Consider the following 19,937-nt stretch of genomic DNA (forward strand, 5'->3'; position numbering starts at 1 on the left):
CGCACGCCGCGACGGGCGTGAGATCCCCGTTCGCCCCGAGCGGATGCTCAGCCACCACAGGCCCCGGGGAAACTAGGATCGGTTCATGGCTGGATTTTGGGGCAAACGCAAACGCGAACAGGAAGAACTCGCCGCACAGGACGCCGATCTGGCTCGCCGTGCCGAACAGGCCCTGGTCAGCGCCGACGAGCGGATCCGCACGACCTCGGACGAGCTCTCCTTCGCCGAAGCGGAACTCGGCGAGTCGCTCACCGGTGACCTGCGCAAGGCTCTCGCCGCGGTGCGCACCCACCTGCGCGAGGCGTTCCAGCTCCACCAGTTGAACCACGACGAGATCCCCGACACCGTCGAGGAGCTCCGTACCCGCAACGCCCGCATCCTCCAGCTCTGCGACTGGGCCCAGGACCTGCTCGACGAGAAGACGTCGGTCCTCGCCGAGTCGGTCGCCAAGGTTCGCCGCGCGCCCGAGATCATCGCGCAGGTACGGGCCGAGGCAGCCGCCCTCAGCGCTCGGATCCCGCAGACCAACGAGGCCGTCGCTCGGCTCTCGGCCCGATACTCCGATTCCGCCATGCACCAGATCACGGCCAGCGCGGCGGAGGCCGAGCAGCTCATCAGCTTCGCGACGCACAGCGCCGATGTCTCGGAGCGTCGTCGCGCGGCGAAGCAGAACGAGGAGGCGAACGTCGCCCTGGAGACGGCGACCGAAGCCACACGACGCGCGTCCGCGCTGCTCGATGCGGTGGAGGACTTCGAGATCGAGGCGCTGCGCGCCGAGTCCACCCTCGCCGAGGTCGTGGCCGACTCCCGTGGGGATCTCATCGCCGCTCGCACCGCGCCGAACGTACCCGCCGTCGCCCAGGCCGTCGCCGAGCTGCAGAGCGCCCTCGCAGCGCTCACGCCCTCCGGACAGCCGAACGACCCGTTCGCCGAGCTCTCCCAGCTGCGCGACGCCAACTCGGCGCTCGACGAGGCGATCGCCAAGGCACGTCATCGCGCGGACAACCCGCTGCCGAGCATCGCGCAGGTGCAGCACGCGATCGATGACGCCGACCGCCAGCTCGGCGTGGCCCGCGGCCTCATCTCCGGACACCGCGGATGGATCGGCGCAGACGCCCGCACCCGCCTCGCCGAGGCGGAGAGGCTTCGTGTGGATCTGTCGGATCTGCTGCCCGCCGAGGACACCCGCGAGGCGGCACTCGTGCAAGCCCGCCGGGTCGCTCACCTCGCATCCGAGGCACTCCAGCTCGCCCAGCGCGACATCGACTCCTCCCGCCCGCAGGACCAGGGCTGGGGCGGTGGCGGCGGCTGGGGCGGTGGCGGCGGACGACGCGGCGGTGGCGGCGGAGACCTCGCGTCCGGCATCCTCGGCGGTCTCGTGATCGGCAGTCTGCTCGACGGCATCTTCGACTGATTCCGACGCGTCTCGGCATCCGGACATCACGACGGCCCGATCCCTTCCGGGATCGGGCCGTCGTGCACTGCGGATCAGGAGGCGAGAGCCTCGGAGGGCGGAGCCTGAGTGCTCAACGCGATCACACCGTAATCCCAGCCCTTGCGGCGGTAGACGACGCTCGGGTGGTCGGTGCGCACATCCACGAAGAGGAAGAAGTCGTGTCCGACCAGTTCCATCCTGTCGACGGCTTCCTCAACGGTCATCCACTCCGCATCGAAGCTCTTCGTGCGGATGACGACGGGCGAGTATTCTTCCTCTTCGCTCTGCTGCACCGGCATGCTGCCGGTCGCCACCGCGTGGAGGATGTCGGCCGACGCCGGCTGGACGTCGATGCCCTCGAGCGATCCGCTTCCCTTCTCGAAGTGCGCGCCGCGGGGGTGCTGTCGTCCGTCGACTCGCTTCTCCTTGGCGCGACGCAGCTGCTCGGACATCTTGTCGACAGCGAGATCGAGGGCGACGAACTTGTCTCCGTCCGTCGCCTCTGCGCGAACGACCGGTCCCTTCCCGATCAGTGTCAGCTCGACGGTCTCGTCGGGGACACGACCGTTGCGATACACGCGATGGGTGACTTTCACATCCAGTCTCTGCGCGCGAGACGCGAGCATCTGGATCTTGGCGATCTTCTCTTCGACAACGGTTCGGAAGCGATCGGTGATACCCACTCCGACGCCAACGATGCTTGTTTCCATTGCTGCCTCCTTGTCCCGGTCCTCCCGGCCAAGGGCGGACCGTGGTCGCCTTGTGTCCCCCCACCGTAGTCCGCTGATCGGCGGATGTCACGGTCTGGTTCCCCTGTGTCGCCGGTGCATCCCCGATGAGGTTCATCCGAATCCGCTGCGACGCGGCGTGGCGGCGAGCGCGACCGCCGCCACCACACGGAATCCGGCTGATCTCAGGGCTCGCGACGCTTCATCCAGCGTCGCCCCGGTGGTGACGACGTCGTCGACGATCACCGCTTCGGCGCCCTCCCCCCTCCGACGCGCACGCAAGGCTCCGCGTACGTTCGCCTCTCGTGCCCGCACACCGAGATCACGTTGGTCGACCGTGCGGCTCGCGAGGGAGAGCAGCCGCTGCGGCTCGGACTGCGCTCGACGGATCAGGAGGTCGGGGACGCGATAGCCGCGCCGACGGAACGCGCTCCTGGTCGTCGGCACCGGCACGACCCACGTCGCCGCGCCCACCGAAGGCGCGAGCACCGTCGCCAGGGCCGCGCCGAGCGGACGGGCGAGGAGCGTCTCGCCCTCACCCTTGAGGCGACGGATGCACCGGGCCGCGACACCCTCGAACCGAAGGGCGGCCGTGACCTGCATCCCTCGAGGCGTCACCGCGATCTGCGGGGTCGGTGCGAGCGCCTCTCGGCATCGCGGGCACAGGAGTGTTCCCGGCTCATCACAGCCGGCACACGTCGCTGCGAGGAGGAACGCGGCGATCTCCGCGCCGACGCCGATCAGCTGGGGCTTCGTCCACATGCGAGGAGTATGCGGCCGTGGATCCGCCCGGTTCCGCCACCGCACTCCGTTCTGCGCACGATCGTGTGACGACCCCCGTCGGTGCAGGGAATGTCACTCGCCGACGCGAGTGGCGAGCACGGAGACGCCGGACGCGACCTCGCGCCATGCCGACCCCGCGTGGGCGAACAGCTCGCCGTTCGCTCCGAGGATCCGCACGCCGGAAGCGGTGCGAGCGCCTGCGATCGAGATCGCATTGCTCGGGGCGGCCTCTGCCGAACCGGGCCCTCCCACCATCTGAGTGAGAAGACGCGGGCTGTTCGGATCGACGAGGACTCCCACACGGTCTGCACCCAGCCAGGACAGCCCCGTCGCCGGCTCGAACAACTGGGTCAACTGCTTGACCTCGCCGAGCTCGATCGGGATGCCCGCCGAGTCGCGAACCACGGCTGCGACCACGACCCACATCTGCTTGCCGACGGTCACCACGGCAGCCACCCTGGCGCCGTCCGGTGCGACCCTCAGATGAGAGATCGCCGAGGCGCTCGGCCACGCCGTCGCGACTTGATGGGCCACGGCATCGCTCCCCGACGCCTGCAAGGCCGTGGGCGCTCCCGCGGGGACGGACCAGGTGTACCCGTAGGAGTCGAGCGAGGGTCTGATGAGCCCTGGACGGGAATCGAGCTCGTCGAGGCTTCCCTCGCCGATCAGATAGACGTGCTGGTCACCGAGCTGCGTGGCGGCGCGGGAGTCATCCGCAGCCACATCGATCGAGACGATGGGTTGCGTGATGGCGGTGATCTCCGAGCTGATACCGGTGAGGGGCGAGATCTCATCGCCGACGATCCGCCCGAAGGCGCCGTTCTGCAGCACGAGTGTGCCGACCTCGGCCGACGGCTCCACCACGTCCGCCACGCCGGCACCGAGGTCGCGCCCGTCGACGGTGAACCGTACCTGGGTGACCGCGACGCCGGCGCCGCGAAGGGTCGCCTGCAGCTGGGTGCGCATGCGGGCGAGAGTGGCCGCATCGAGGCCCGAAGCGGGGCGCGTGAGCGCGACATCGGCCACCTGCCCGACGATGGGCACCGCGTCCTGTGCCAGCTGCACGTCGGCGGGGAAGGCGTTCTGCACCGCCGGGTCCAGCCATCCGCTGGGCTCGCCGCCGATGAGGGCCCGCGTGACGGTCGTCGCGGGACTCTGCCGCCGCGGGAACCAGCGCATGTCAGGCACCAGTCTCGACCAGCCGAGGTCGAAGTACTGCAGCGGATACCCTTCGAAGACCTTGGTGAAGCGCGTCTCGTCGATCACGACGCCGTCCGGCGCCTGCGTGATGCGCCATTCGCCGCTCTCCATCCGCTGCAGCGTGAACGCCACGTTGGATGACCCGAGGGCCTCGGAGTAGCCGCCGGAGTCGTCGACGCTCGCGACCAGGTCGAGCGTGACCTGGACCTCAGCGGTGTCCGCACCCTCCACCTCGTCGTCGGGGACCGAGGAGGTGATGGTCCTGGTATCCGTACCGACGTCGATCGACACACCTGCCGAGGGACTCCAGCTCCGCTGCAGCGAGGGCGAGAGGAAGTCGCGTGCGGTGTCCCAGTTCTCGGTCGTCGTGATGCCGGCCTCGAGGAAGCCCTCGACGATCTCCTCGGGCCCGGCACCCGTGATGGGGCCGGAGGCGACCGGCAGGATGTCGACGTCCTGCGGGGACTCCCCGAGCTTCAGGCCGACGGCGACATCGCCGCTGGTGGGCAGTCCCGCGCACGCAGGAAGCACAAGCGCAGTGAGTGCCAGCGCGATGGCCAGCATCCTCCGTGTCCCTCGTCGCCGGGTCATGACCGGTCCTCCTCGTCGAACAGACCGGCGGGCGCGTCCGTCAACGAGATCGGCTGCGTCGCGTCGCCGATCTCCGCGAACGGCTCCTGCGGCTCGATGGAGATCGGGCTCGGACCGTCCAGGATCCCGTCGTGCCGGGGGATCGTGAGCACGAAGTTCGTTCCCACACCGAGCTCCGACCAGACCTCGAGCGTGCCGCCGTGCAGACTCGCATCCCCCAGGGCGATGGAGAGCCCGAGTCCCGTGCCGCCGATCGTGCGCTGACGCGAGGGGTCGGCGCGCCAGAAGCGGTCGAAGACCCGCTCCGCGTCGGCGGGCTGCATCCCGAGGCCGAAATCTCGCACCCCCGCCGCCACGGCGTGCTGGTTGCTGTCGACCGTGACGACGACGGGACGCCCCTCGCCGTGCTCGATCGCGTTGCCGATCAGATTGCGCAGCACCCGGCGCACGCGCCGCGGATCCATGTCGACGGGTGAGTAGCCGCCAGGCGCCACGAGCCGCAGCTCGGTGCCATGGCCCTCCGCGAGCGGGCGCATCTGCTCGATGATGTCCTCGGCCAGGTGGGTGAGGCTCGTCGCCTCGAGTTCGAGCTGCACCGATCCCGCGTCGTAGCGGCTGATCTCCAGCAGATCCGACAGCAGCGTCTCGAACCGCTGCACCTGGGCGTGCAGCAGCTCCGCCGTCCGCGCGGTGGTGGGGTCGAACTCCTCGCGCTGGTCGTTGAGCATGTCCGCAGCGAGGCGGATCGTGGTCAGCGGTGTCCGCAACTCGTGCGAGACATCCGACACGAAGCGCTGCTGCACCATCGACAGCTCGCCGAGTTCCTTGATCTGCGACTCGATGCTGTCCGCCATCGCGTTGAAGGAGCGTCCGAGCGTGGCCAACTCGTCCTCTCCGTGCACCTCGAGGCGCACCCCGAGGTCGCCTGCCGCGAGCCGTGCGCTGGTCTCTGCGGCCTGCACGATCGGGGTGGAGACCGCGCGAAGGACGATCCACGAGATCGCGGCGACGATCGCGACCAGACCGATCCCGGCGATCCAGAGCGTGCGCTGCACGAAGACGAGGGTCTGATCGGCATCGCCAAGGTCGTAGGCGAAGTAGATCGCGAACGCTCCCGCCTCGGGCACCTGGAGCTGCTGGCCCACGATGATGCCGGGGACCTCTCCCCCGTCCGCGACGGGCAGCGCCACGGACTGCCAGGCCTGGCGATCGTCGAACTCCACGACGCGGGCCTGGAGCTCGGGGCTCAGCAGGCTCCGACTCAACCCCGCCTCGAAGCCGTTCAGGCGGACGCCCTTCGCGTTGTCGATCTTGAACCCGGCGAGCTGATCCGTGCTCGATGTGCGCGTGAGATTCGACTGGACGCTGTTCCAGAGTTCCGTGAGTGCAGCGGAGTCGTCTCCCACCTCGGCCACATCCAGGATCCCCTGCGCCTGATCGACCGCGCGGCGGGAGTCTTCGAGAGCGACGTCTTTGCGCGAGATGAACAGATCGTTCTGGATGACCAGGGCCATCGTCACGCACGTGATGAAGATCGCCAGGGAGGTGGCGAGCAGAGTTATCGAGAGCGTGCGGAAGCGGAGCGAGCGTCGCCAGAGGATGGCGAGCATCGTCGGCCAGCCTCGCCAGTCGCGCAGGACAGCGACCGTCGTGGTGGTCGCTGTCGTCGCGGCCATCGTGCTCCTAGCCGACGCTCCCGGCGCGGTAGCCCACGCCGCGCACCGTCATGACGATCTTCGGGTTGTCGGGGTCGAGCTCGACCTTCGCGCGCAGACGCTGCACGTGCACGTTCACCAGACGGGTGTCGGCCTTGTAGTGATAGCCCCAGACCTGCTCGAGCAGCATCTCCCGGGAGAACACCTGCTGAGGCTTCGAGGCGAGCGCGACGAGAAGCTGGAACTCCAGCGGCGTGAGAGCGATCGGGGCGGTGCCGCGACGGACCTCGTGCGCGTCGACGTCGACGGTGAGATCCCCGACCCGGAGCTGCTCGCTCGTGGCCTGCGGCGTGGGCCGGAGCCGCGTGCGGATGCGCGCCACCAGTTCCTTCGGGTTGAAGGGCTTGACCATGTAGTCGTCTGCGCCGACCTCGAGTCCGCGGACCACATCGGCGGTGTCGCTGCGTGCGGTGAGCATGATGATCGGCACGCCGGACTCGGCACGGATGCGAGTGCAGATCTCGATTCCGTCCATACCGGGGAGCATGAGATCGAGCAGCACCAGGTCGGGCCGCTGCGTGCGCCACTCGTCGACGGCGCGCGCACCGTCCGCGCAGAACACCGGCTCGAAGCCTTCGGTGCGGAGCACGATCCCGATCATCTCGGCGAGCGCGGTGTCGTCGTCGACCACGAGAATACGTGAGGTCATAAGAGTTACCTTATGGCACCGAGTCCCGCCGACCCCAGGTCTGCGCGCCACGCATCGGATATGACACGATGGGAGCGCGCGATGGAGAGGGAGTGCCTGTGACCGGCCAGACGTGGACGCCTGCCCCGAAGAAGGGCATCATTCCCCTTCATCCACTGTCGTTCGGGATGCTGCTGGGCAAGGCCTTCGCGGCGCTGCGGCACAACCCCAAGGTGCTCTTCGGCTTCGCCGTCGTGATCCAGCTCGTCGTGGTCGTCGTCACCGCCGTGGTCATGGGCGTCGTCCTCTTCACGACCTTCAGCCGCCTGGAGACGGTCTCGCCTTCCTCTCCGGATTTCGAAGCGGTGATGGCCGGCACCATCGCGGTGAACCTGATCGCCGGACTCGCCGTCGGACTGGCCTCGATCGCCTTCACGGCGATGATGCAGGGCGTCGTCGCCGCGGAGATCGGGTACGCCGCGATCGGGGTGAAGGCGACGCTGCGCATGCTCTGGCACCGGATGGCCCCCGCGTTCTGGCGACTCGCCGGGTTCGCCTCCCTCTCGGTGGCTGCCGTGTTCGGCATCTTCATCATCGCCGCGGTGATCATCGCCGCCTTCATCGCCGGGGGTCTTGGCGGCAGCGTCGAGATGGTCGGCGTCGTCGTCCTCGTGGTGATCGTCATCGTCCTCGCCTGCATCCCGCTCGCGGTGTGGCTCACCACGAAGCTGCTGCTGGTGCCCTCGATCCTGGTCCTCGAGCGTGCGCGTTTCCGTGACGCCTTCGTGCGATCCTGGCGACTCACCCGCGGGCGCTTCTGGGTCGCGTTCGGGGTGACCTTCCTCATCAGCGCGATCATGGGCATCGCGGCGCAGGTCGTCAGCGTGCCCGTCACACTGCTCGGTTCCCTTCTCGGTTCCGTGGTCGCACCCACGGGCGCCGAGGACCCCAGCGCTGTCATCGCCTTCATCGTGACGCTCATCGCCCCGCAGATCCTGCTCCTGGTCATCCAGGCGATCACGCTCGTGGTGCAGAGCACCGGTTCCGCACTCGTCTACCTCGACTGCCGGATGCGCTACGAGGGGCTGGATCAGACCCTGATCGCGTATGTCGAGCGCCGCGACCTCGGCTGGACCGATGAGCAGCAGGACGACCCCTTCCGCGTCGACCCGACGCGCGCTGTCACCTCGGCGCCGCCGCCCCGCCAGGTGCCGGAGCACGTCATGATGTCGCAGGGGTATGCGTACGCGCAGTACGGCGCACAGCAACCCGTCACGCAGCCGGGGGCTGCGCCGTCGTTCGCTCCGCAGTACTCTCCCGCACAGCCGTACGCGGGGACGCCGTACCCGTACGCACCGGGCTCGCCTGCACAGCCTCCTGTGCCGCCTCCTGCGCAGACGCAGAACGGAGCAGCGGCCTCGGCGCCCTCCGTCGCCTTCCCCGCACCGCCGCCTCCTGCGCCTCCCGTGCCTCCCGTCCGGACCAGCGCGTCCCCGACGCCCAGCAGCCCTGCCGCCGGAGACGCTCCCACTGACGGCGGTTGGACAGCGCCAGGGGCCGACGGCGCCGTATGATCCGACGGTTCGACGACCTCTTCGTCCCCGATGGGGACGACGCACGACGCTGGGCGGAGGAAGAGCTCTCGAATCCCCGCTACGCCGACGCGAAACCCACGTGGTTCGATCTCCTCGCCCGTGACATCGGCCGCTTCCTGGCTGACCTCTTCAGTTCGGGCAACGGCGCGAACGTGGGGCCGTCCGCGCTCATCATCGTCACCGTCATCATCGCGGCCGCACTGATCGCCGCTCTCATCATCTGGGGAAGACCGCGCAGCTCCCGCGCGGTCAGGCGTCCCACCGGCGACCTCCTCGGAGCAGCCGACGATCGCAGCGCCGCACAGTTGAGGTCGGACGCCGACCGGGCCGCGCGCGAGCGCGACTGGGATGCAGCGACCATCCTCCGCTACCGGGCCATCGCGCGCAGCCTGCGCGAGCGCGACCTGATCGATCCGGCCCCCGGCGCGACGGCCCAGTCGATCGCCCGCGACGCGAGCACGGTGTTCGCCGACGAGGCCGGCGCGATGCGTCGAGCGGCCGTCTCGTTCGACGACGTCCGCTACCTCGGGCACTCCGCGACGCCGGAGACGTATCGCGACCTCGTCGACACCGATGACCGGATCCGCGCGCGCCGCCCCGAAGGAGTGCCGGCATGAGTGTGATCGATCACGAGCCCACCGTCTCCCCCACTGCCGCATCGTCCCCGGGTGATCCCTCCACCGCGGAGCACCGCCCGAGTCGGGCGAAGACGATCATCGGGTGGACGATCGTCGCCGCCCTCGTGTTGATCGTCGCGCTGGTCGGTCTTCGTGTCGCCGCGACCGCACCCGGAGCACGAGGAGCGCTCGATCCGGAGGCACGCGATGACGCCGGCGCGCTCGCGCTCGCCGAGATCCTGCGCGACCAGGGGGTCGACATCGAGGTGCACCGCTCTCGATCCCAGGCGCGCGCGGCGATCGACGAGAGCACGACGCTCGTGATGTCCAACCCGTACACGCTCACCGACGAGGCCCTGCAGACGCTCACCGAGCCCGCGGAGCGCGTCGTTTTCCTCTCCACCAGCACACACCTGCTGAACGAGCTCGGCATCGGCGACAACGCCACGGGAACACTGTCGGCAGCGACGGCGGACTGCGACGTCGCCGAGTTCGCCGAGGTGGGGACGATCCGCGCCGACCGCCTGTTCACTCCCGCGGACGGCGTGCAGGCCTGCTTCGGAGACGCCGACGGTGCGGCCGTGCTCGTGGACCGCCGCGCCCGTCCGCAACGTGTCGTCGTGGAGGGCACGAGGCTCTTCAGCAACGCGACTCTCGCCGAGAACGGCAACGCCGCCCTCGGCCTCGCCCTGCTGGGCCAGACCGACCGCATCGTCTGGTACGTCCCGAGCTTCGCGGACTCCGATATCGAAGCCGAGCCGATCGACACGCTCGGAAGCCTCACACCGACCTGGGTCACTCCTGCGATCCTGCTGCTGATCGCCGCAGGGATAGCCGCTGCCCTCTGGCGCGGCCAGCGGTTCGGCCCCCTCGTCGCCGAGACGCTTCCGGTCACCGTGCGCGCATCCGAGACCATGCACGGACGTGCACGTCTCACGGCGAGAGCTGCGGATGCGGCGCACGCCGCGCAGGCTCTCCGCGAGGGGACGCAGCGCCGGCTCGCCCGACGACTAGGACTCGCCGTCCACGCCGGCGCCGACGAGGTCGCTGATGCGGCCTCTGACCGACTGCGCATCCCGCGCGGCACACTGCAGACCCTGCTGGCCGGGCCGCTCCCCGACGACGACGCCAGCCTGGTCGACCTCGCCAGACGCCTCGACCAGCTCGAGACCGCCGTGGACGACAGCACCCACGCCGACCGATCAGATCCGACCACCCATCCCCGAGAATCAGAGGGAAACACGTGACCGTTGAGAACCATCCCATCGACGACGCCGCGCTGCGTCAGGCCATGCACCGGGTGCGCACCGAGGTCGACAAGGCGGTGGTGGGCCAGGCTGGCACCGTCACCGGACTGCTCGTGTCCCTCCTCGCCAGGGGCCACGTGCTCCTGGAGGGAGTCCCCGGTGTCGCGAAGACCCTGGTCGTCCGCTCGTTCGCCAGGGCACTCGGGCTCGACACCAAGCGCGTCCAGTTCACCCCCGACCTGATGCCCGGCGACGTCACCGGTTCACTCGTGTACGACGCACGCACCGGCGAGTTCGATTTCCGCGCGGGTCCGGTGTTCACGAACATCCTGCTCGCCGACGAGATCAACCGCACGCCGCCGAAGACCCAGGCCGCACTCCTGGAGGCCATGGAGGAGCGCCAGGTGTCGGCGGACGGCGTCAGCCGTCCCCTGCCCGACCCGTTCCTCGTCGCCGCGACGCAGAACCCCATCGAGCACGAAGGCACGTATTCGCTGCCCGAGGCGCAACTGGATCGCTTCCTGATGAAGCTCGTCGTCGGCATGCCGGAGCGAGACGCGGAGGTGTCGGTGCTGCGCCGACACGCCGAGGGCTTCTCCCCTCGCGAGCTCACCGGCGTCGAGGCCGTCGTCACCGCCGACGAGATCAGGGCGGCACAGCAGGCGGCCGCAGCGGTCGAGGTCACCGACGACGTGCTCGGATACGTCGTCGACCTCGCTCGTGCGACCCGCCAGTCGCCGTCCGTCGAGCTGGGAGCCAGCCCACGCGCCTCGACCGGTCTGCTCGCCGCGGCGAAGGCGTGGGCCTGGCTGAACGCCTCTTCCGCGGTCACCCCCGACCACGTGCAGACGATGCTGGTTCCGGTGTGGCGTCACCGCCTCCAGCTGCGACCCGATGCCCAGATGGAGGGCGTGTCCGCCGATGCGGTGCTCACCTCCGTGGTGCAGCAGACCAGGGTGCCGATCTAGGTGTTCGTCACCGGCCGCCTCGCCGTCGCCCTCGCCGTGGGCCTCATCCCGCTCGTCATCGCCGGGCTCGCGGGCTACCCGGCGTACGCGGTTCTCGGTGCCTGGATCGGTCTGTGCCTGCTGCTCGTCGCCACCGACGTCGCCCTCGCCGCGAGTCCTCGCTCGGTCACGGTGAGCCGCAGACTCCCCCGACGCGTGCGCATCGGAGAGCCCGTCCCCGTCAGCGTGGCCGTGCACAACCACGGTACGAAGATGCTGAACGCGGTGATCCGTGACGCCTGGCAGCCGACGGCGGGCGCGCCGACGGAGCGACAGCGACTGCTCCTGCCCCCGGGCGAACGCGGCCGTGTCGCGATTCCGCTGCTTCCGCGCCGCCGCGGTGAGCTGGTCAGCGAGTTCGTGATGATCCGATCGCGCGGCCCTCTCGGCATCGCGGGCCGGCAGGCACGTCATTCGGTCCGTGGTTCGATCCGCGTGCTCCCCGCGTTCTCCTCGCGCAAGCACCTTCCGTCCCGCCTCGCGCGGCTGCGTGAACTGGATGGCAACACCAGCATCCAGGTGCGCGGCCAGGGCACCGAGTTCGATTCGCTGCGCGAGTATGTCCGCGGCGACGACGTGCGCTCGATCGACTGGCGGGCGACCGCCAGGGCGGGAACGACCATGCTGCGCACCTGGCGACCGGAACGCGACCGCCATGTGGTGATCATCATCGATACGGGGCGCACCGCGGCGGCGCGTGTCGGCGACGGCACGCGCGTGGACGCCTCACTCGAGGCGGCCCTGCTGCTGGCCGCGCTCGCTTCGCGCGCGGGCGACCACGTGCACCTGCTCATGTACGACAGGGTGGTGCGCGGTCGTGTCACGGGTGTCGATGGCGCTGCTCTCCTCCCGGCGCTGACCGACGCCATGGCTCCCGTGCACGCTCGACTGGTCGATACGGACTGGCGTGGGGCTTTCGCCGCCGTGCGCACGCTCACCACGCGTCCCTCGCTGATCGTGGCACTGACGGCGCAGGATGCCGCCGAGTCGGCCCGTGGGTTCCTCGGAGCCTTCCCGAACGCGTCTCGTGCGACGACCGTGCTCGTCGGATCCGTGACCGACGACGGGATCTCCGCGCTCGCGCGCCGTCGCGACTCCCGGGAAGAGGTGTACCTGGCAGCGGCCGCCGAACGCTCCCTCCGCGACGCGGAGAACGTCGCGGACGCGATCCGCAGAGCCGGCGGGGAGGCGATCGCCGCCGACCCGGAGGAGCTTCCCCCGAGGATCGCCGATCGCTACCTCGAGCTGAAGGCGGCGGGTCGTCTCTGACGCCGAACCGATCGAGACCGAGCCCGAGCCCCGGGGCGGCCTCCCCCGGTGCCGGAAGTCAGCCGACGACCAGGCGCGGGGTGCCCGCTTCGTATTCGACGAGATCGCCGGTCTCGCCCTGGCGATGCGCCCTCCCGCCGATCACCAGCATGTAGATGAGGAACACGGCGAGCGCGGCGGCGCCGATGCCGATCTTCACCGGCCACGGCAGTGCCCAGCCGGTCACGAAGCCCTCGACGAGACCGGCGAGGAAGAGGGCGAACACCAGCCCCATCGCGACGGTCGCCAGCGCTCGCCCCTCCTCGGCGAGCGCTTCCCCTCGCGTGCGGTGGCCGGGTGCGACCCAGGCCCAGAACACATGCAAGCCGGCGGCAGCCGCCACGAAGATGCACGTCATCTCGAGCATTCCGTGCGGGAGGATGTACAGGACCATGAGGTCGGCCTTGTCGTGGACGGCCATCACGGCCCCGGTGGTGCCGAGTCCCATCGCGTTCTGCACGAGCACGTAGACCGGCCAGATCCCGGTGACGCCGAAGAGCACGCACTGCATGGCGATCCAGGCGTTGTTCGTCCAGACCATCCCCATGAAGGCAGCGGCCGGGTTCTCGGTGTAGTACCCAGTGAAGCTCTCGTCCGCGTACTGCTCGAGGGCCGCCGGGGAGCCCAGGGTCGCCACCAGCGCCGGATCGCTCGCGATCCAGGCTGCGGTACCGACGGCGACCGCGATGAACGAGATCGCGATCACCAGCGTCGTCCAGCGCAGGCGGTACAGCGCAGCAGGAAGCTGCAGGCGGAAGAATCGTCCCGTCTGCGTGAGGATGCTGTCGGACGCGCCGGTGAGGCGCAGCCGGGCGCGAACGAGGATGGTGGACAGATACGCGCCCTGGGGCGAGTCGCCGACGGATGTCTTCAGCTCGGCCAGATCGGCGGAGGCGGCGCGGTATCGCACGATGAGCTCGTCCACCCCGTCGCCGTCGAGTCGGGCGCGACTGAGTTCGTCCAGTCGCTCCCATTCGGCGCGGCGTGCATCGGTCAGCGCATCGGCATCCACCTGATTTACTGTACTCATGTCCGTCCCGATCGACGTCTCCGACGAGGTGCTCTCCGGCGAAGCCGTCGCGATCGATGTGCAGCCCGTGGGGTTCCTCCTGCGGGCGCTCGGCGCCGCGATCGACATGCTCCTCGGATACGCCGTGTTCATCCTGTGGATCTTCCTGCGCATCTGGCTGCTGGATGTCGGCGTTCTGGATGAGACCACCGACCGCATCGCCCTGGTCTCGGCGTTCGTCGTGAGCTTCGTCGTCCTGCCGATCACGATGGAGGTCGCCTTGAAGGGGCGCAGTCTCGGCAAGCTGGCGGTCGGCGGCAGGATCGTACGCGCGGACGGTGGTGCCGCCGGGTTCCGTCACGCCTTCATCCGAGCCCTTCTGGGTGTGCTCGAGATCTACATGACCTTCGGCGGCGTCGCCGTGCTCACCGGCGCGTTCAACGCGCGGTCGCAGCGCTTGGGCGACCTGGTCGCCGGAACCTACAGCCAGCGCGTGCGCACACCGGCACTCGTCTCGCACGTCCCGGTGCTCCCTCCGGCCTTGGCCGGTTGGGCCCAGATCGCCGACGTCGCGCGTCTCCCCGACCGGCTCGCCCGCCGGATCTCCCAGTTCCTGCAGAGCGCTCCCCGCATGATCCCGGCCGCGCGGGAGCGGGTCGCCCTCGATCTGCTCACCGAGGCGAGCCCTTTCGTCTCCCCGATGCCCTCAGCACCGCCGGAGCAGATCCTGATCGGGATCACGGCGCTGCGCCGTGAGCGCGAGCGCAGAGCACTGCAGAACTCCGATCGGCGCGCCGAGCGGCTCACCGGTAGACGCGTCGGCGTCTGAGCCGGTACGCGGCGCCTCCTGTCAGCACCGTTCCGCAGTGGGCGTGCTCAGTACCGGTAGTGCTCGAGCTTGTACGGCCCCTCCACGGGTACCCCGATGTAGGCGGCCTGCTCGTCGGTGAGCGTGGTCAGCTGCACACCGAGAGCATCGAGGTGCAGGCGGGCCACCTTCTCGTCGAGCGCCTTGGGAAGCACGTAGACGCCGGTCGGATAGGCGGCGAGGTTCGTGTAGAGCTCGAGCTGTGCGAGCACCTGGTTGGTGAACGACGCGCTCATCACGAACGACGGGTGCCCCGTGGCGTTGCCGAGGTTCATCAGGCGTCCTTCGCTGAGAACCAGGACGCTACGACCGTTCGGCATGCGCCACTCGTGCACCTGCGGCTTGATCTCGACCTTCTCCACGCCGTCGAGTGCTTCGAGCCCTGCCATGTCGATCTCGTTGTCGAAGTGACCGACGTTCGCCACAATCGCGAGGTGCTTCAGCGCCTGCAAATGCTCGGTCGTGACCACGTCCCGGTTGCCGGTGCCGGTCACCAAGATGTCGACCTCGCCGGCCACGTCGAGCAGACGCGCGACCTGGAAGCCGTCCATGGCGGCCTGCAGCGCGCAGATCGGATCCACCTCGCTCACGATCACGCGCGCACCCTGACCGCGCAGAGCCTCAGCAGCCCCCTTGCCGACGTCTCCGTAGCCGCAGACGAAGGCGACCTTGCCACCCATGAGCACGTCCGTCGCACGGTTGAGACCGTCGGGAAGCGAGTGCCGGATGCCGTACTTGTTGTCGAACTTGCTCTTGGTGACCGAGTCGTTCACGTTGATGGCGGGGAAGAGCAGCTCCCCCGCGGCCGCGAGCTCGTACAGCCGGTGCACACCGGTCGTGGTCTCCTCGGTGACGCCGATGAGGCCAGCGGCGAGCCTGGTCCAGCGATCGGGTGCGACCGCGAGCGAGGCGCGCAGCAGGTCGAGGATGATCGTGTACTCGTGGGAGTCGGTCTCGGTCGGCTCGGGAACGGCACCGGCCTTCTCGAACTCGACGCCCTTGTGCACGAGCAGGGTCGCATCTCCGCCGTCGTCGAGGATCAGGTTGGGTCCGTCGAAACCTGCAGAGGACCAGTCGAAGATGCGATCGGTGCAGGCCCAGTACTCGTCGAGCGTCTCGCCCTTCCATGCGAACACGGGAACGCCTGCCGGCGCGTCGACGGTGCCACCGGGGCCGACCACGACCGCAGCCGCCGCCTCGTCCTGGGTCGAGAAGATGTTGCAGCTCGCCCACCGCACCTGGGCGCCGAGCGCCACGAGCGTCTCGATGAGGACGGCGGTCTGCACTGTCATGTGCAGCGAGCCCGCGATCCGGGCGCCCTTCAGGGGTTGCGCGGCGCCGAACTCCTCACGAAGCGCCATGAGACCCGGCATCTCGTTCTCGGCGAGTCGCAGCTGGTGACGGCCGGCTTCGGCGAGGGACAGGTCGGCGACGCGGTACTCGAGCTCGGTCATGCGCTCATTCTTCCATCATGAAGTGGCCGACATCAGGCGTGTGTCAGAAACGGATCGCATCGATCACCTTCACCCGCAGCGCGACCAGGGCGGGGATGAATCCCGACACCGCCCCGACGATGACGGAGGCGAGGAGACCGATGAGCGCTGCGCGCATGGGGAAGGGCGGGATGTCCTGGATCCCGTAGAACATCGACGTGATGATCCACTCCGAGCGCAGTACGGCGACGACGATCGCGATCCCGATCACGCCTGCCACGGTCGTCGCGACCAGGCTCTCCAGGAAGACGGCGAAGAACACCCGCCCCGAGCTCGCTCCGAAGGCGCGCCGCACCCCGATCTCTCGCACGCGCTGGCGCATCGCCACGAGTTGGATGTTGATCAGGCTGAGCGCACCGAGAGCGAGGATCAGCGCTGCGATACCCCCGGTGACCATCTCGAAGGTGGCCTGAGCGTCCAGAGCTCCCGGCTGCGCCGCCCAGTCGGAGCGGTTCACCGTGACCGTCTGTCCCTCGGGCAGGCCCGCTCGGAGATCCATCGCGAGCACCGGCGCGATCTGGTCGACCTGCCCCGTTCCCATACAGATCTCGTACTGCGTCCAGGCGTCGGCGGGCAGCGCATCCACGCGCGCGCGGTACGCGTCGTAGAGCAGGTCCACGCGCAGCTCCTCGTCGCCGAAGCCCTGGCGCGGTGTGATGCCGACCACCTGGTAGGTGCCGCCGGCCGGGCCACTGAGCGTGACCGTCGGGTGCTGCGTCAGCGGCACTCGTCCCAGACGCTCCCAGAGCGGCTCCGTGATCACGACGGGCGGCGCCATCGCCTCGACGTCGGAGTCGAGGAACCAGCGCCCCTCCAGAAGCCGCTCCCGGTGGATCTGCGAGAACGCGGGGTCCATGACACGCGCGGCGACCGGCGTTATGCCGTCGGGGAGCTGCACGTCGAGGAGCACTCCCTGGGCGATACGCGCCGTGTGGCTGAACCCGAAGCGCTCGGAGACACGGCTGAAGCGCGCATCGAACTCGTCGGCGTCGACAGGTGTGCCGTCATCGCTGCTGACGGAGACGACGACCGTCGCCGCTCGCCCTCCCCATCGGTCGGACTGCTCGGCCTGGAATTGGCGCTGGTATTCCGAGATCGCCACGACCGCGGTGAGCGCCCCCACCGACACGGCGATCCCGATCAGGCTGAGCAGGACGCGCAGCTTGTGCACGCGGATCTCCGCCCAGGCGTCGGAGAGAGCGCCGAGGAGGCCGGTCATGCGACGAACTCCGGCGGCGCGGACGGCACCGAGGCCGCCAGGGTCGAGGCCTCGAAAGCGCGGCTGAGGTCGACCGTCTCCAGACGCCCGGCGTCGAGCCGGTAGTGCCGGCGCGCACGCGCGGCGACGTGGAGGTCGTGGGTGATCGTGACCAGCGCGGCGTCCGTCTCGGTGGCCACCTCGTCGAGGAGGGACATGACGGATGCCCCCGTGTCGATGTCGAGCGCGCCGGTCGGCTCGTCCGCGAGGATCAACACGGGCTTGCGAACGAGTGCCCGCGCGATGGCGACGCGCTGCTGCTCACCGCCGGAGAGTCTGTCGGCGATCTGCTCGATGCGATGCCCGAGGCCGACCCGCTCGAGCATGTCGGCGGCGATCTGACGACGATTCCAGAACATGCGTCCCTTGGCATGGCCGAGCGGCATCATCACGTTGTCGATCGCGGTGCGCCCGGGGAGCAGGTTGAACTGCTGGAAGACGAAGCCGACGTTGTCCCCGCGCAGACGGTCGAGCCGTCCCGAGCGCATCCGGCGCACCTCGCGTCCCTCGAACGCGACCGATCCGGATGTGGGTGCATCCAGCATCCCCAGGATGTTGAGCAGCGTCGACTTCCCCGACCCCGACCGTCCCACGATCGAGACATGGTCTCCTGCAGCCACTTCGAGCGTGATGCCACGAAGGATCTCCAGGCGCGAGTCATCGGCCAGCAGGACGCTCTTGGAGACGTCGTCGAGCGCGACGAGACTCACCAGCTCATCCCGCTGTCGCACTGCTCCACTCCCGGGGAGACCTCGTAGCAGAACTCCTCGACCGGAGCGACGAAGCCGGGCACGAACTGGCGGATGCTGTCTCCCTCGGCCAGCCCCTCCGTCACCTCGACCATGACGCCGTCATTGACGCCGAGCGTCACCGAGCGCTCCTCGGGGTCGGACCCGTCGCCCGCGTCGACCCACACCTTGCCGGATCCCGCGCCGCCCTGGACAGCCGTGACCGGGATCACGAGCGCATCGTCGACCTGACCGAGTGCGAGATCCATCTTCGCGGGGAGCCCGGCGAAGACCGTCTGGTCCGCAGGTACCGCGCAGCGCACGCTCGCGGTGCCCTCCGCCGTCACCTGCACCCCGACGCCGGTGCACGCGAAAGGTGCCGGGCCGCCCGTGATGGTGACGGTCGCCTCGGTCGGGGCGTTGACGAGGCGGTACAGCTGCACGGGATCGACGGTGGCCAGCAGATGGTATCGGGCCGGGGTGAGCTTGTAGGTCTCGGTCCCGACCGTGGTGGTCTGTCCCTTGACGATGGCGAGCTCCGACACGTCGCCGGCCTCGGGCGCGAGCACGTCGATGTCCTTGCGCGGGTCGTCCTGGCGCACGGTGTAGAGCTTCTGGCCGGCAGCCACCGCCGCGCCCTCCCCCACGTGCACGGCGAGCACCGTGCCGTTGAGCTCCCCACGCACGACGTAGGCGTCGTCACGCGCGACGTTCCCGCTCAGGCTCAGAGCGTTCACCACCGACCCGCGCTCCACTGCGACGATCGGATCCGTGACAGAGGCCTCGGGGCTGACGACGCTCTCCGCGCGGTCGGGGAAGAAGGCGATCTTGACGAGAGCGGCTGCGCACGCTCCGAAGATCACGACGAGAAGCAGGGGGAAGATCCAGCGACGCCAGACGATCACGAGTGCCTTTCCGGCAGCGCCGCCCTGGCACGCCTGCGGTCAGCGTATCCAGAGTTCGGATCCGGGCCGACCGGTGCGTCCGCGTGTCGAGGCGACGACCTCAGGCGCGCAGAGCCTCGTGACGCACGACGAGCCAACCGGCGGGAACCGAGAGCCGGTCCGCGTGCGGAGAACACAGATCATGCGCCTGAGGATCATTCGCGGCACCGAGCGGGCCGAGGGCCGCCATCTGGTCGCCGTAGTCGTAGGTGAGGGTGGCCACGGCTTCTCGCGCGCAGCCGACCTTCGAGCACAGTCGTCCGTCCATCTCCGCCAGCGTACGGCGCACCCCGTCGCGGCCGCGGATGCCGCGCCGGGCGCGCCGGGCACCGCCTAGACTTTCGTCATGCCTCGTCGCCGTGCCACTCAGACCTCCGCAGCCCCTCGGCGCGGGGCGCGACACGGCCGCCACGGCCGCCTCGGCCGCAGCGAGGTCGTGCGGCCACCGCTGGCTCCGCTCGACGGCCGCCTCGACAGATTCGATCTCACCGTCGGCACCGCGGTCGAATTCCTCCGCGGCACATGGCCGGAGTTGCAGGACGTGAGGTTCGAGATCGGCGCGATCCCGGGATTCGATGCGACCGAAGAGGTGCCGCGCTGGTACCTCGACCGCAAGAACAAGCGCATCGTGCTGTTCCGTCTTCCCATCGAGCGGCTCCTCCCCCCGGGACACGACGATGCGGCGCACCGCCGTATGGCGATCGAGAGCGCCGTGTTCCGGGCAGCGGCGGAGTACGTCGGCCGCGAGCCGTGGGATCTCGGCCACGACCACTGAGATTCCCG

The 19,937-nt window shown here is 69.4% G+C and carries 19 protein-coding genes; 8 read left to right on the forward strand and 11 right to left on the reverse strand.

Features of this window, described 5'->3' with window-relative positions; genetic code table 11:
- Positions 1–85 precede the first annotated feature (85 nt).
- Positions 86–1,414 carry a hypothetical protein gene (locus tag ASC55_RS04645; RefSeq protein ID WP_055869081.1) on the forward strand — a complete coding sequence of 443 codons (1,329 nt, stop codon included), beginning with the start codon at positions 86–88 and terminating at the stop codon, positions 1,412–1,414.
- A 74-nt stretch (positions 1,415–1,488) separates the two neighbouring features.
- On the opposite strand, the gene hpf is transcribed toward ASC55_RS04645, so the two are convergent.
- The 5 genes from hpf to mtrA form a co-directional block, all read right to left on the reverse strand.
- On the reverse strand, positions 1,489–2,145 hold the full coding sequence (gene hpf / locus ASC55_RS04650; protein WP_055869082.1) for a ribosome hibernation-promoting factor, HPF/YfiA family: 657 nt from the start codon (positions 2,143–2,145) through the stop codon (positions 1,489–1,491).
- A gap of 132 nt (positions 2,146–2,277) precedes the next feature.
- The gene (locus ASC55_RS04655; protein WP_055872971.1) at positions 2,278–2,925 is read right to left on the reverse strand and encodes a ComF family protein; all 648 of its coding nucleotides are present in this window, start codon (positions 2,923–2,925) and stop codon (positions 2,278–2,280) included.
- Between the two features lie 93 nt (positions 2,926–3,018).
- On the reverse strand, positions 3,019–4,737 hold the full coding sequence (locus ASC55_RS04660; RefSeq protein WP_229778893.1) for an LpqB family beta-propeller domain-containing protein: 1,719 nt from the start codon (positions 4,735–4,737) through the stop codon (positions 3,019–3,021).
- Positions 4,734–6,413, reverse strand: a complete 1,680-nt coding sequence (gene mtrB, locus ASC55_RS04665; RefSeq protein WP_055869085.1) for an MtrAB system histidine kinase MtrB — start codon at positions 6,411–6,413, stop codon at positions 4,734–4,736. The genes ASC55_RS04660 and mtrB overlap by 4 nt, the downstream gene beginning before the upstream one ends.
- Before the next feature lie 7 nt (positions 6,414–6,420).
- Positions 6,421–7,101, reverse strand: a complete 681-nt coding sequence (mtrA, locus tag ASC55_RS04670) for an MtrAB system response regulator MtrA (RefSeq protein ID WP_017831103.1) — start codon at positions 7,099–7,101, stop codon at positions 6,421–6,423.
- A 98-nt stretch (positions 7,102–7,199) separates the two neighbouring features.
- Between mtrA and ASC55_RS04675 the strand changes: the two genes are divergently transcribed.
- From ASC55_RS04675 to ASC55_RS04695, 5 genes are read left to right on the forward strand one after another with little or no spacing between them, the layout of a single operon-like run.
- Complete coding sequence (locus ASC55_RS04675; protein WP_055872974.1) at positions 7,200–8,654, forward strand: glycerophosphoryl diester phosphodiesterase membrane domain-containing protein; 1,455 nt, start codon at positions 7,200–7,202, stop codon at positions 8,652–8,654.
- Complete coding sequence (locus tag ASC55_RS04680) at positions 8,651–9,292, forward strand: DUF4129 domain-containing protein (RefSeq protein ID WP_055872978.1); 642 nt, start codon at positions 8,651–8,653, stop codon at positions 9,290–9,292. The genes ASC55_RS04675 and ASC55_RS04680 overlap by 4 nt, the downstream gene beginning before the upstream one ends.
- A complete protein-coding gene (locus tag ASC55_RS04685) occupies positions 9,289–10,539 on the forward strand; it encodes a DUF4350 domain-containing protein (protein WP_055872981.1) in 1,251 nt (416 codons plus the stop codon). Before ASC55_RS04680 ends, ASC55_RS04685 begins: the two co-directional genes overlap by 4 nt.
- Positions 10,540–10,583: 44 nt before the next feature.
- Positions 10,584–11,507, forward strand: a complete 924-nt coding sequence (locus ASC55_RS04690; RefSeq protein WP_208323723.1) for an AAA family ATPase — start codon at positions 10,584–10,586, stop codon at positions 11,505–11,507.
- Positions 11,508–12,815 (forward strand): DUF58 domain-containing protein, encoded by a 1,308-nt coding sequence (locus tag ASC55_RS04695; protein ID WP_055872984.1) that lies wholly within the window; start codon positions 11,508–11,510, stop codon positions 12,813–12,815.
- A gap of 58 nt (positions 12,816–12,873) precedes the next feature.
- Here ASC55_RS04695 and ASC55_RS04700 read toward each other — a convergent pair whose 3' ends face one another.
- On the reverse strand, positions 12,874–13,866 hold the full coding sequence (locus ASC55_RS04700; RefSeq protein WP_055869090.1) for a stage II sporulation protein M: 993 nt from the start codon (positions 13,864–13,866) through the stop codon (positions 12,874–12,876).
- Between the two features lie 16 nt (positions 13,867–13,882).
- On the opposite strand from ASC55_RS04700, the gene ASC55_RS04705 reads away from it, so the two are divergent.
- Positions 13,883–14,692 (forward strand): RDD family protein, encoded by an 810-nt coding sequence (locus ASC55_RS04705; RefSeq protein WP_055872987.1) that lies wholly within the window; start codon positions 13,883–13,885, stop codon positions 14,690–14,692.
- A gap of 47 nt (positions 14,693–14,739) precedes the next feature.
- Here ASC55_RS04705 and ahcY read toward each other — a convergent pair whose 3' ends face one another.
- The 5 genes from ahcY to ASC55_RS04730 form a co-directional block, all read right to left on the reverse strand.
- Positions 14,740–16,185 (reverse strand): adenosylhomocysteinase, encoded by a 1,446-nt coding sequence (ahcY, locus tag ASC55_RS04710; protein ID WP_055872990.1) that lies wholly within the window; start codon positions 16,183–16,185, stop codon positions 14,740–14,742.
- A 43-nt stretch (positions 16,186–16,228) separates the two neighbouring features.
- A complete protein-coding gene (locus ASC55_RS04715) occupies positions 16,229–17,443 on the reverse strand; it encodes an ABC transporter permease (protein ID WP_055872993.1) in 1,215 nt (404 codons plus the stop codon).
- Positions 17,440–18,192 (reverse strand): ABC transporter ATP-binding protein, encoded by a 753-nt coding sequence (locus ASC55_RS04720; RefSeq protein ID WP_082524237.1) that lies wholly within the window; start codon positions 18,190–18,192, stop codon positions 17,440–17,442. Before ASC55_RS04720 ends, ASC55_RS04715 begins: the two co-directional genes overlap by 4 nt.
- Positions 18,189–19,115, reverse strand: a complete 927-nt coding sequence (locus ASC55_RS04725) for an efflux RND transporter periplasmic adaptor subunit (protein ID WP_055872998.1) — start codon at positions 19,113–19,115, stop codon at positions 18,189–18,191. The genes ASC55_RS04720 and ASC55_RS04725 overlap by 4 nt, the downstream gene beginning before the upstream one ends.
- A 100-nt stretch (positions 19,116–19,215) precedes the next feature.
- On the reverse strand, positions 19,216–19,422 hold the full coding sequence (locus ASC55_RS04730) for a DUF3499 family protein (protein ID WP_021199833.1): 207 nt from the start codon (positions 19,420–19,422) through the stop codon (positions 19,216–19,218).
- A 78-nt stretch (positions 19,423–19,500) separates the two neighbouring features.
- Between ASC55_RS04730 and ASC55_RS04735 the strand changes: the two genes are divergently transcribed.
- A complete protein-coding gene (locus tag ASC55_RS04735; RefSeq protein ID WP_235563087.1) occupies positions 19,501–19,929 on the forward strand; it encodes a hypothetical protein in 429 nt (142 codons plus the stop codon).
- The last annotated feature ends 8 nt before the right edge of the window (positions 19,930–19,937 follow it).

The sequence above is a fragment of the Microbacterium sp. Root322 genome (assembly GCF_001425645.1).
Lineage (GTDB): Bacteria > Actinomycetota > Actinomycetes > Actinomycetales > Microbacteriaceae > Microbacterium > Microbacterium maritypicum.